Below are 11,730 nucleotides of genomic sequence, written 5' to 3' on the forward strand. Positions count from 1 at the left end.
ATGCTCAGCTATGTCGGTAAAACCGATCCAGCAACGCCGGCAACCCGGCACGCCAGGCGCGGGGTTTGATACCGAAGGTATGAAGGATTTTCTTGCAGGCCAATACCGCATGCTGCGGCTCATCAGCGGCATCCGGCCGTGCCGCGTGGGCCTGGGCGGTGGGGGCTTCGACGGCCAGCGTATGGAAATTACGCGCTTCGGTAAGGATCGCCTGCCCCAGTGCCAGCGGCGTGGTCGCCTCGTGCCCGGCGTAGTGGTAAGTGCCCCACAACGGCGCGGAGCAATCGAGTTGCTTGAGCACGGAAATAATCACCCGCGCCGCATCGTCCACCGGCGTCGGATTGCCGCGCCGGTCGTCGGCCATCAGCAACTCTTCAGGTTTTTCGGCTCGGCCCAGAAAGCGCCCGAGGGTGCCATCCATGCTGTCATCCAACAGCCAGCCAAAACGCAGCAGCACATGTTGCGGGCAGGTGGCGCGCACGCTCTGTTCAATTCGCCACAAGGCCTGGCCCCGCAGACCCAACGGCACGGGTTCGTCTTTTTCGCTGTAGGCGGTGGCACGGGAGCCGTCGAACACCCGATAGCTGGAAGGCTGCAACAGGGTGATGTTGTGGTGCTGACACAATTCGGCCAGCCGCTCGATGGCAAATTCCTGCCCGGCCAAGCGAGCCTCGCTAACCGTGTCCGCCTGAAACCAGTCGAAATAGTAGGCAAGGTTGATCAAGGCATCGGGACGGGTGTCGTCGAGCAATTGGGTGAGGCTCGCGGCATCCCAGCCGTCTTGGGGCGGACGCGGGGCGAGGAAACCGACGTCTTCCTCCGCACCGAGGCGAATCAGCGCCTGCCCGAGGGCATTCCCGCCGCCCAGTAACATAAGGCGCATTCGCATAGATTAAGCAGGCCCGGTCTGTTTGGAACGATGGCTATTATCGACAGGCTTGGTAGCCATGTCGCTGGCATTTGCCAGAATCGTTGCATTTTGCGGGTTTGTAGCGCAACCGTCACTTATAAAGTGCGCTGCCCTGCAATGGGCCTGGCATAACCTGCATAGTCATTGGGTTCGCGGCTGCTCCGTCAGCACCGGCGGCGTCCCGTCATCTTCCGGTTCATCCACCTGGGCAACTCGCTGAGGCACCATCACCTGCTGTGGGTAAGTTTGTGCGAAGTGCACCCACGCGCAGTTATCCACAAGCTTTTTCAGCCGCTGGTTAAACGCCCGGCTGACCGCGTATTGCCCACCCGACACAGTGCGGAACTGCGCCGTCAGCACCACGCCGTTGAGGTCCATTTTCTCGACGCCAAACACCTCCAGCGGCCCTTGCAGGTTGTATTTGAGGAATACGTCGTCGCGAATCGACTGCCCGGCCTCGCGGATCAGCTCCACGGCCTGGTCGACATCGGTGTCGTAGGTGAACTGCACCGAGAAGAACGCATAGGCAAATTGCCGCGACTGGTTGGTGACCGCCTTGATCTGGCCGAACGGCACCGAGTGCACAAAACCCTTGCCGTCCCGCAGGCGCAGGGTGCGGATGGTCAGGCCTTCGACGGTGCCGGCGTGACCGGAGTCAAGCACCACCCAATCGCCGATGGACAGGGTGTCTTCGATGATGATGAACAGCCCGGTGATCACGTCCTGCACCAGTTGCTGGGAACCAAAACCGATGGCCAGACCAACCACCCCGGCACCGGCCAGCAGCGGCGCGACGTTTATGCCCAGGTTGGCCATGGTGGTAATCGCACAGATCACCACCAGGATGATCTTCACCGCATTGCGCAGCAGCGGCAGGATGGTTTTCACCCGCGTGCTGGGCTGGCGGCTGGAGCGCTTGTTGACCGGCGGTTTCAATGCTTCCTGGATCGCCGTGTCGAGCACCACCCAAAACAGCCAAGTCATCAGCAGGATCAAGCCGATGCTGCTCAACGAATCGCTGATAGCCCGGCCTACGGCGTTGCGCTGAGCGAACTCGAACAGCGACACGCCCCAGATCCGTCCGAGGACTTCGATAAAAGCGATGGCCATGGCAATGCGCAATACCGCATGCAACAAGCTAAGGAAACGCTCCTTGTAGGCGCTGCTGCGCTGGATGGCCACGGTGCTGCGAGATTTGAACAGGTGTTGCAGCACGGTACTGAGAAACACCGTGCCAATCAGCAGAATCGTGGTGAACAAGGCGCAACGCAGGGCTTTCTGGCTGTCTTCGCCGGCACCGATCAGATTAATCGCCGAGACCAGCACCATCAGTAGGATTGGCCAGAACCACAGCCCGGAAAAAATTCGCAACGATTGCTGCAAGGCTGGATGCTTCAGGCGCTGCGTCAGGGGGCGGTTACGGATCAAATGCGCCACCGGGCGGCGCAGGCGAATCACCAGCAGGCCGAAAATTACCGAGGCAAACAGCCCGGCAAATACCGCGAGGCTGCTGGTGATGTTGCCGCCCAGTTGGCGGGCGATCTGCGGGCTGGTCAGGGCATCGCTGAGGGCGGCGAGGAAGCCAATCAGAAACAGCGGCTTGGGGCAGTAGTCGCGAATAATCTGTACCGCCGGGCGCTTGTGGCCGACGTTGAACATCACGATTACGCCCAACAGCACCGACGTGGAGAAAATACCGCTGCTGGTGGCGTAGGCAAAACACAGCGCCAGCGCGCGGCCTACGGAGGTCGGCAGGAAATGGCTGGCGTAAAGAGTCAGCGGCAGGCAGATCAACGCCGGGATCGTGTAGGGAATCAGGTAACCGAGCAGAGCCTGGAGCCGCTGCCGAGGTTGGATAAGGCGGTGATGGCTAAGGCGACTGACAATCAACCGGCCCAGCAGGGTCAACAGCACAAAGGCGCCGACCCACACGCCGGACAACATCAGGAAATCCCCGGCCACGCTCCACGGTGATCGCTCGGAAGGCTGGTTGAGCAGACGCCCCACCTCATCTGCCGCGCGGTCAGTGCGCAGGCGCCATGCGTCTACGAGGTTTTGGTTGAGGTCGAGCGTCTCCTGCACCTCGTCAATACTGGAGCTGATGGCGCCGAGCAGGCCGCCTTCGACCAGCAACTCCGGCTTGGCCGGTGCCTCGGACTCAGGCGCTGGATCGGCGGCTTGCAGTGCGCCACTGCCGCAAAACAGCAACGCGCCAAGCAGAAGTGCAGTCTTAAAATTCAACAAAACACCGGACTCCTTCACAAAGGTCTGTAAGGAACTGACGGGTTTTGGGCCTGATCGTTCCCACTCCGAGTTCGTCGTGGGAACGATCTTTGCTCGCCAGGCAAATATCAAATGCCAATACCTCTATTTTTCCGCATAAGCCAAACCTCGACACGGGTGGTGGGCGGGCACTGAATCATCATCGACAGCACACATTGGATGTGTGCCGTCTGTAGGCCCGTCGAAACTTTCTCTGGAAAATCACAGTCACCCTAGAACGGAGGTCATCAAAAACATCACGCACGCACGGGAGCAACCATGGCCGCGATTCCAGAAGGGGTACCCGTCACGCCCGCCGCCGCCATCACTCGCTTCACAGTGCTGACGGTCAACACCCACAAGGGTTTCACCGCCCTCAATCGGCGCTTCATCCTGCCTGAGTTGCGCGAGGCGGTGCGCAGCGTTGCCGCCGACGTGGTGTTCCTCCAGGAAGTCCACGGCACCCACGAGCGCCATCCCAAGCGCTACAGCAACTGGCCAACCATGCCTCAGTACGAATTCCTCGCCGACAGCATCTGGCCGCAATTCGCCTACGGTCGCAACGCGGTGTACCCCTATGGCGATCACGGCAATGCCTTGCTGTCAAAATTTCAGATCATCCGCTACGACAACCTCGACATTTCCCAGAGCGGCCACGAAAGCCGCGGGTTGTTGCATTGCGTGTTGCGACTGCCCGGCAACGCCCAGGACGTACACGCAATCTGCGTCCACCTCGGCTTGCGCGAGGTTCATCGCCAACAGCAGTTGAGGCTATTGGCGCACCGTATCGCCGAGATTCCCGCCGACGCACCGCTGATCGTCGCTGGAGATTTCAATGACTGGCGCCAGCAAGCCGATCTCAGCCAAAGCGGGCTGCGGGAAGTGTTCGTCGAAGCCCACGGCAAACTGGCCCGCACTTTCCCGGCGCGCCTGCCGTTGCTACGGCTAGACCGCATCTATGTGCGCAATATGAAGGCTCACCAACCTCAGGTGCTGAGCACCCGGCCCTGGTCCCATCTGTCAGATCACGCCCCGCTGTCGGTGGAGATCGAGCTATGAGCAGCGCCCCGGTGGAAAAAGTCGCGGTGCAACACATCGCTACCGACCAACCGCCGGACGATTCGGCGGCCAGGGATCTGGACTATGGCTGGCAGCGTGGCAACCAGGTTGAGCTGCTGGAAAACGGCGAGGCCTATTTCCCCAAGGTCTTCGACGCGTTGCGCCAGGCCCAGCGGGAGATTCTGCTGGAGACCTTTATCCTCTTCGAAGACAAGGTCGGCCATGAGCTACAAGGCATCCTGATCGAGGCGGCGCAGCGCGGGGTCAAGGTGGTGGTCAGCCTTGATGGTTTTGGTTGCGGCGAGCTGAGTGCGGCGTTTCTCAGCGAGCTGGCCGAGGCTGGCGTAACCGTGCAAATATTCGACCCAGCGTCCAAGACTCTGGGTTTTCGCACTAATTGGTTTCGTCGCCTGCACCGCAAGATCGTGGTGGTGGACGCTACCGTGGCGTTTATCGGCGGGATCAATTTTTCGGCCGATCACCTGGGGGATTTCGGCCCCGAGGCCAAGCAGGATTACTCGGTGCAAGTGATCGGCCCGGCGGTGGCCGACCTGCATCACTTCGCCTTGGCGCAAAGCGGTCGCCAAGTGCGCACCCGACGAGGCTGGCGCCGGCGCGAACAACAGCCTTCGTCGTGGGAATCGGGAGTCGCAGACGGCATGGTGCGGCTGATCTACCGCGACAATCTGCAACACCGTTCGGACATTGAAGAGGCCTACCTGCACGCTCTGCGCAAGGCCCAGCGGCGGGTGGTGATCGCCAACGCCTACTTCTTTCCCGGCTACCGCCTGCTGCGGGAAATCCGCAACGCCGCCCGGCGCGGGGTGCAGGTGCAACTGATCATGCAGGGCCAGCCGGATGTGCTGATGGCCAAGCTGGCAGCACGCATGCTCTATGACTACTTGCTCAAGGATGGCGTGGTGATCCACGAGTATTGCGACCGCCCGCTGCACGGCAAGGTGGCGCTGGTGGACGAGCAATGGAGCACCGTGGGTTCAAGCAATCTTGATCCGCTGAGCCTGTCGCTGAATCTGGAAGCCAATGTGCTGATTCGTGATCGAGTGTTCAATCAACAGCTGTTCGAGCGCCTGCAAGTGCTGAGCAAAAATCACTGCACGACCATGCCGGAAAACCGTACGCCGCGCGGCTGGCTATGGCGGGTGACGGTGGGTTTTGTGGTGTTTCACGTGCTGCGCCATTTCCCGGTGTGGATCGGCTCGCTGCCGGCTCACAAGCCACGCTTGAAACCTTTCGTCCATGAACACACCGGGAGCCAGGACCATGACTCAAGCCCACGCGGCTGATACCGGCCGACACGGTTTCAAGCGTTGGAAGAAGCCACTGACGGTGGTGTTTTTCCTGCTGCTGATCGTGCTGTTTACCCTGCTCGCCCGGCGCATCGACTGGAGCGAAGTGTTCGACACATTAGGCGATTTCAAGCTGCGCACCTTATTGATTGCGGCCGGGCTGACCCTGTGCAGTTTCCTGGTGTATGCCTGCTTCGACCTGATCGGCCGCACCTACATCCGCCAGCCGTTGCGCTGGAAACAGATCCTGCCGGTGGGAATCATCAGCTACGCGTTCAACCTCAACCTCAGCGCCTGGGTCGGCGGTATCGCCATGCGTTATCGGCTGTATTCGCGGCTTGGGGTGAGCAACGGCAATATCGCGAAAATCCTCGGCTTGAGCTTGGCGACCAATTGGTTCGGCTACATGGCACTGGCCGGCGTGGTGTTCAGCAGCGGGCTGGTGACGTTGCCGCCGGGGTGGAAACTCAGCAGCGGTGCGCTGCAAGGGGTGGGCGTGCTGCTGTTGCTGATGAGTGCGGGTTACCTGGCGGCGTGCCGGTTTTCCCAGCGGCGGGCGTGGTCGGTGCGGGGGATTGAAATCAACCTGCCGTCGCTGCGCATGGCGCTGTTGCAACTGGCACTCGGCACGTTGAACTGGTCGCTGATGGCGGCGGTTATTTTTACCTTGTTGCCCAAGCAACTGGAGTATCCGGTGGTACTCGGCGTGTTATTGATCAGCAGCATTGCCGGGGTAGTGACGCACATCCCAGCCGGGCTTGGGGTGCTCGAAGCGGTGTTTATCGCGTTGTTGCAGCATGAAGCGTCGCGAGGCAGCTTGCTGGCTGGGTTGATAGCCTACCGGGCGATCTATTTTATTTTGCCGCTGCTGGTGGCCCTGGTGATGTACCTCGGTGTGGAGGCAAAGGCCAAGGCATTGCGGGTGAAGAAGACGCCCCCATGAAGTCATCGGGACTGAATGATGCTGAGCCGCTCACCCACCACCATCTCGGTAATCCAGTCCACCAGGATTGAGGTGTAGGCCTGCTGCGATACCGGATCGCTCAACGAATGGTCGGCACCGTCGATAATCCGGTGGGTCAGCGAGTGAGTCTGCTGGCAGGCCGCCCGGTAGCTCATGATGGTGGCGTGGGGCACATGGTCATCGGTTTCCGACTCGACAATCAGCACATCACCGGTAAACGCCGCGCAGGCATGCAGGGCGCGGTTGGTCTGGGCGTGCACCAGGGCGCTGCGGTAATCCAACAAGTCGGCCTTGTCCAGGTCGCGCTTGGGCATCAGCCATTCCTCGTCGCGGTACAGCGCCGGCACCCGCAGCGCCAGCCAGCGCACCGGGCGCAGCGAGGTGAGAATCGCGGCCAGGTAGCCGCCATAGCTGGTGCCCACCACCGCCACTGCCGAGGTGTCGATGGCCGGGTGCGCCAACAACCGGTCGTAGGCTGCCAGTAGGTCGCGCAGGTTGTCTTCACGGGTGACCCGCGATAATGGAATGCCGTTACCGGCGTGCCCGCGCAGATCAAAGGTCAGGCACACGCAACCGAGGCCGGCGATGCCTTTGGCCCGCTCCAGGTCTCGCTCCTGGCTGCCGCCCCAACCGTGGACAAACAACACCCCCGGTACTTTCGATTTGGGACTGAGGAATGTCCCGCTCATCTGTTCGTCGTCGATATCGATCCCAATGGTTTCGCTTCTAGCCGTCATATGATTTGACCGTTACGTACTTGAGAAGAAAGTCGCTGTTTTCCGCCGGCCCGCGATAGACCTCGATGGCATCGGCGGGTAGCACTTGATCCGTGTAGGTTTCCACGGATGACACACGAATCACCCGCAGGTAGGGGTGTTTGATAAAGCTTTGCAGCGCCGCAACTTCCGCGCTGCTGGCCCCGCCCATACGCCAGGATTGTTCCAGCACACCGCTGCGTTGTTTACCTTCGCTGTCCAGCCCCTGGGCGATGTCGTAATTACGCCGCGAGGCATAAAAACCGGGATAGGCCTCGTCTGCGGCATTATCGAAGGTTTGCGCCTGCTCGATGGCTAGGCGCATGTCATCGGGCAGGTCGAGTGCGAGCAAGTCTTCGTAATAGCCCTGGACCACCAGCAGGTTGGAGCCGCCGTAGACCGCTTCGCCCTGCCCGTCCTCGGTCAAGTATTGATCGCCGCAGTAACTGAAGACGTGATCGCCGATAAAACTCTGGCCGACACTGTGGGTGATCACATCGCGCAAGTCCTGCTCCAGTACTACGCCTTCGGTAAACAGCTTCGCTGCATTGGGCCGGGCCAGAATCGCGTCGAATTGGTCGATGTTCTCGATCACTTCCTGGCCGCGACCGGCGCAGGCGTGCACCGGTTTGAGACGAACCGGGCCGCTGCACAGCAAGTGGGCGGCGGCTGGTCGCGCGTCAGCCAGGGCAAATACGCTCAGGCCCTCCAATACCGCGGTGCGAACGCGCTCCGAGAACAACTGCGACCAGCCTTCAGGGGTAAATGCGTCCTTGCTGCGCAGGCCGTGGCTGATGGCCTTGGTGCAAATGAAGTCGTGGTCGACATAACCACCCCACAAGTCTTCGGGGCCTTTGATGCCCAATTTCAGCGCCTGGGCAGGCCCCACCAGAGTTTGCGTCGGTACGAGGTACAGGTTGCGCTCGCTGTGACGCGCGGGGTCATAGCTGCCGCCGAACTCCCATCCCAGTATCTGCGCCAGCCAGCGGGCCAGGGCCTTATTGGTCTCGACCTCGTGCTGGGGCGCCGAGGGACGCGTTGAGTGGGCGACCACCAGTTTTGCCGGGCTGTTTCGGGTCATGGCTCTCCCCTTCGGTGAGTCCTGCAATGGACTCGAAGGTGCAGGGATCGCGCCAACCGGGCAAGCCGCCCATTCGCGGCAGACGAATGGGTTTGGCGGCGTTTATTTTGCACGATCGCAGATTTTGCGCCGCGCATTTTGCACGAGTACTGTTACTGAGGATGGTCGAAAAAGCGCTTCGAACCTGCCCGGTTTATCCGATTCAGCAGCAAGGTCTGCACCAAGACCGGCAACCTCTCCATCTGCCGTGGCGTGATCGACAACAACGCTTAATCAAACCCTGACGCTGGTGGGGTTCACACCAAAGCGGTTGCGGTAATCGCTGGGCGCCAATCCGGTGATTTTCTTGAAGAGGGCACGAAAGGTGCTGGGGTCTTGATAGCCCACGGTCCAGGCGATGTGGTCGAGGGTACCGTTGGTGAATTCCAGCATCTGCCGCGCCTTGCCGACCCGCAGGTGCTGGCAGTATTCGGTGGGTTTCAAACCAGTGGCGCTGCGAAATCGCCGCAGGAACGTACGCTCCTCCAGGCCAGCCTCTTGCGCCATCGCCGCTAAAGAAACATCCACCGCACCACTGGCCTGCAACCAATGCTGCACCTTGAGAATCGCCCCATCACCATGGCTGAGGATCGGCGCAAAGTTGCTGCCGCACTGGCTGGCGCTGTCGCTGTGCTCGATCACCAGGAAACGCGCAGTGCTGGCGGCAATACTCGGGCCGAGCAGGCGGTCCACCAGGCGCAAGCCCAATTCGGACCAGGCCATCAACCCGGCGGTGGTAATCATGTCGCCGTCGTCGACGATGGGTTTGTCGGCTTCCAGGCGAATCGCCGGGTAACGGGCGGCAAAGGACTTGGCCGAAGACCAATGGGTGGTCGCGCTACGACCGTCCAGTAAACCGCTTTTAGCCAACAGAATCGAGCCGATGCACACACCACCCAGGATCGTCCCGCCAGCATGTTGCTGGCGGAGCCAATCAAGCAGTTGCGGCGGCCCCTGCTCTTCGGAAAACTCGCCAATCGAGGGAGGGATCAACACCGCCATCAAGTGCTGGCCTGGGCCCGGCAAGCTGTCGAACACCCGGTTTGGCACCTCGCTGGCATCGGCCCGCCAATGGCTGACGCGCAGTAATGGCAACTGCTCGGACTGATGCTCGGCGGCGATACGGTTGGCCACGCCAAACAGGTCAGTCAAGCCATGTACGGCAGCCATTTGCGCACCGCTATAGATCAGGACGCCCACCTCGACGACCGTGCGTTCCAAAGCCATTGTCAGTTTTCCCCCTGCTATTGTCGGTGCGGCCAATCCCCGGACGGCTCGCCAGCCACGATACTGGACGCCACAGTTATTCACGAGGAAACAACCATGACCCAGCAAGCGCTCATCCTAGTCGATATCCAGAACGACTACTTCCCCCAAGGCAAGTGGCCACTGAGCGGCGTTGAAGCGGCGGCAGACAAGGCGGCGCAGGTGCTTGAGGCGTTTCGCCAGGCCGGTAAGCCGGTAATCCATATTCGTCACGAGTTCACCAACGAAGATGCGCCCTTCTTCACACCGGGTTCCGAAGGCGCGCATCTGCATCCCAAGGTGCTGAATCAGGCCGGCGAACCTGTCGTGCTCAAGCACTTCGTCAATTCCTTTCGCGAAACCAACCTGAGGACACTGCTGGAGCAGCGCAGCATCACCGAGTTGGTGGTGGTCGGCAGCATGAGCCATATGTGCATCGATGGCGTGGTGCGTGCAGCAGCGGATTTTGGCTACAGCGTGACAGTGATCCACGACGCCTGCGCCACCCGCGATCTGGAGTTCAACGGTATGACCGTGCCAGCGGCTCAGGTGCATGCTGCCTTCATGTCATCATTGGGGTTTGCGTATGCCAGCGTGGTGTCGACAGATGAATTCTTGCAAGCTCAAGCGCCAGCGTGACCGCCACTTGATCGCTTGAATACTTACCGAGTGGCGATGATGAACAGCCGCGGAAAGGGCAGCAATACGGTGCCATCGGCCAAGGCCGGATACGCTTGAGTGATCCGCGCCAGGTAAGCATCGAGGAAAGCGCTTTTCTCAGTCTCGTCCAACGGCGCCAGGAACGGACGCAGCGCCGACGCTTTGAACCACTCCACCACGGCGCCATGACCGCCGGCCAACGGGTGGTGATAGGTGGTGCGCCACACATCGACGGTGCTGCAATGCTTGCTAAGCAGCTCGTAATAGAAGCTCGCCGTATGGCGCTCGTTGTGCTTGACCGTGCCGATCTTGCCTGCCCATGGACCATCCGCGGCTACTTCACGGGCAAGGCGATGGGCCGGCTCATCGAGGTTGTCCGGGGTCTGCACCGCCAGGGTGCCTACGGGTGTCAGTTGGTTCACCAGATGTGGGTAAAGCGCGGCGTGGTCCGCCAGCCATTGCAGCGAGGCATTGGCGAGGATCACATCGTATTGCTGGTTCGGGCTCCATGCGCCAATGTCCGCCAGCTCGAAGTTCAGCGCGGGCAACCGCTCACGGGCGTTGACCAGCATGTCATCAGAGCTGTCCATGCCGGTGACCACTGCGGCGGGAAAACGCTCGGCCAGCACTTCAGTGGAGTTGCCCGGGCCGCATCCCAGATCGACAGCCGTGCGCACGTCAGCATCCGCAATGGCTGCGACCAGGTCACGGACGGGACGTGTGCGCTGTTGTTCGAACATCGAATACTGCTTGGCTGACCAGGTCATGGGCTTTCCTTCATCTTTGATGGGGGCGCAGATAGCCTAAATCTTGTGAGCCATGAGGACAAATGCTGGCGCCCAATAAAAAACCCCCGAAGCCGATGGCTGCGGGGGTTTTGGGTGTTGCTCGATAATCCTGGTCTCAAGAGACCGCTAGAACGGAATATCGTCATCAAAGCTGTCGAAGTCAGCTGCTGGTTGCGGGGCGGCCTGCTGTGGCGCTGGACGCGACTCACGCTGAGGCTGCTGAGGCTGCTGGCTTGGCTGCGGACGGGACTGCTGTGGACGTGGCGCCGAGTTGGACATGCCACCCTGGCCCTGTTGGTCGCCCTGTGGACGGCCGCCCAGCAGTTGCATGGTGCCTTGCATGTCGACCACGATTTCAGTGGTGTAACGCTTAATACCGTCTTTTTCCCACTCGCGGGTCTGCAGTTTGCCTTCGATGTAGACCTGCGAACCTTTGCGCAGGTATTCACCGGCGATCTCTGCGACCTTGCCGAACATCGACACACGGTGCCATTCGGTTTTCTCGACCTTCTGGCCAGTTTGCTTGTCGGTCCACTGTTCGCTGGTCGCCAGACTCAGGTTGGTCACGGCGTTACCGTTAGGCAAGTAGCGAACTTCGGGATCCTGGCCGCATGTACCGACCAATATGACTTTGTTAACCCCACGGGCCATAACGTTCTC

11 protein-coding genes are annotated in these 11,730 nt (G+C 60.7%); 4 read left to right on the top strand and 7 right to left on the bottom strand.

The window, feature by feature from the left end:
- Window positions 1–4: 4 nt before the first annotated feature.
- Both AAEZ06_RS02725 and AAEZ06_RS02730 read right to left on the bottom strand, forming a co-directional pair.
- Window positions 5–889 (bottom strand): sugar nucleotide-binding protein, encoded by an 885-nt coding sequence (locus AAEZ06_RS02725; RefSeq protein ID WP_149413616.1) that lies wholly within the window; start codon window positions 887–889, stop codon window positions 5–7.
- A 162-nt stretch (window positions 890–1,051) separates the two neighbouring features.
- Entirely contained in the window at window positions 1,052–3,154 is a 2,103-nt protein-coding gene (locus tag AAEZ06_RS02730) for a mechanosensitive ion channel family protein (protein ID WP_149413617.1), read from the bottom strand.
- 297 nt (window positions 3,155–3,451) lie between these two features.
- Here AAEZ06_RS02730 and AAEZ06_RS02735 point away from each other — a divergent pair, with 297 nt between their 5' ends.
- Genes AAEZ06_RS02735 through AAEZ06_RS02745 form a run of 3 tightly spaced genes read left to right on the top strand, consistent with a single transcriptional unit; the run spans window position 3,452 to window position 6,481 of the window.
- Complete coding sequence (locus AAEZ06_RS02735; protein WP_149413618.1) at window positions 3,452–4,231, top strand: endonuclease/exonuclease/phosphatase family protein; 780 nt, start codon at window positions 3,452–3,454, stop codon at window positions 4,229–4,231.
- Window positions 4,228–5,535 carry a cardiolipin synthase ClsB gene (clsB, locus tag AAEZ06_RS02740; protein ID WP_149413619.1) on the top strand — a complete coding sequence of 436 codons (1,308 nt, stop codon included), beginning with the start codon at window positions 4,228–4,230 and terminating at the stop codon, window positions 5,533–5,535. The genes AAEZ06_RS02735 and clsB overlap by 4 nt, the downstream gene beginning before the upstream one ends.
- A complete protein-coding gene (locus AAEZ06_RS02745; protein WP_149413620.1) occupies window positions 5,513–6,481 on the top strand; it encodes a lysylphosphatidylglycerol synthase domain-containing protein in 969 nt (322 codons plus the stop codon). The genes clsB and AAEZ06_RS02745 overlap by 23 nt, the downstream gene beginning before the upstream one ends.
- Window positions 6,482–6,483: 2 nt before the next feature.
- Here the strand turns inward: AAEZ06_RS02745 and AAEZ06_RS02750 are convergent, their stop codons facing one another.
- The 3 genes from AAEZ06_RS02750 to AAEZ06_RS02760 all read right to left on the bottom strand — a co-directional run bounded on the left by AAEZ06_RS02750 (window position 6,484) and on the right by AAEZ06_RS02760 (window position 9,604).
- Entirely contained in the window at window positions 6,484–7,239 is a 756-nt protein-coding gene (locus AAEZ06_RS02750; RefSeq protein WP_149413621.1) for an alpha/beta hydrolase family protein, read from the bottom strand.
- On the bottom strand, window positions 7,229–8,338 hold the full coding sequence (locus AAEZ06_RS02755) for a DUF3182 family protein (protein ID WP_149413622.1): 1,110 nt from the start codon (window positions 8,336–8,338) through the stop codon (window positions 7,229–7,231). The genes AAEZ06_RS02750 and AAEZ06_RS02755 overlap by 11 nt, the downstream gene beginning before the upstream one ends.
- Before the next feature lie 273 nt (window positions 8,339–8,611).
- Window positions 8,612–9,604, bottom strand: coding sequence for a GlxA family transcriptional regulator (locus AAEZ06_RS02760; protein ID WP_149413623.1), 993 nt, complete (start codon window positions 9,602–9,604; stop codon window positions 8,612–8,614).
- Between the two features lie 96 nt (window positions 9,605–9,700).
- Here AAEZ06_RS02760 and AAEZ06_RS02765 point away from each other — a divergent pair, with 96 nt between their 5' ends.
- Window positions 9,701–10,261, top strand: coding sequence for a cysteine hydrolase family protein (locus tag AAEZ06_RS02765; protein WP_149413624.1), 561 nt, complete (start codon window positions 9,701–9,703; stop codon window positions 10,259–10,261).
- 23 nt (window positions 10,262–10,284) lie between these two features.
- Here the strand turns inward: AAEZ06_RS02765 and tam are convergent, their stop codons facing one another.
- Both tam and AAEZ06_RS02775 read right to left on the bottom strand, forming a co-directional pair.
- Window positions 10,285–11,049: a trans-aconitate 2-methyltransferase gene (gene tam / locus AAEZ06_RS02770; protein ID WP_149413625.1), complete on the bottom strand. Its 765-nt coding sequence runs from the start codon at window positions 11,047–11,049 to the stop codon at window positions 10,285–10,287.
- Between the two features lie 147 nt (window positions 11,050–11,196).
- Complete coding sequence (locus AAEZ06_RS02775) at window positions 11,197–11,721, bottom strand: single-stranded DNA-binding protein (RefSeq protein ID WP_133103468.1); 525 nt, start codon at window positions 11,719–11,721, stop codon at window positions 11,197–11,199.
- Window positions 11,722–11,730 lie beyond the last annotated feature (9 nt).

This window comes from Pseudomonas sp. HY7a-MNA-CIBAN-0227 (assembly GCF_040310325.1).
Taxonomy (GTDB): Bacteria; Pseudomonadota; Gammaproteobacteria; order Pseudomonadales; family Pseudomonadaceae; genus Aquipseudomonas.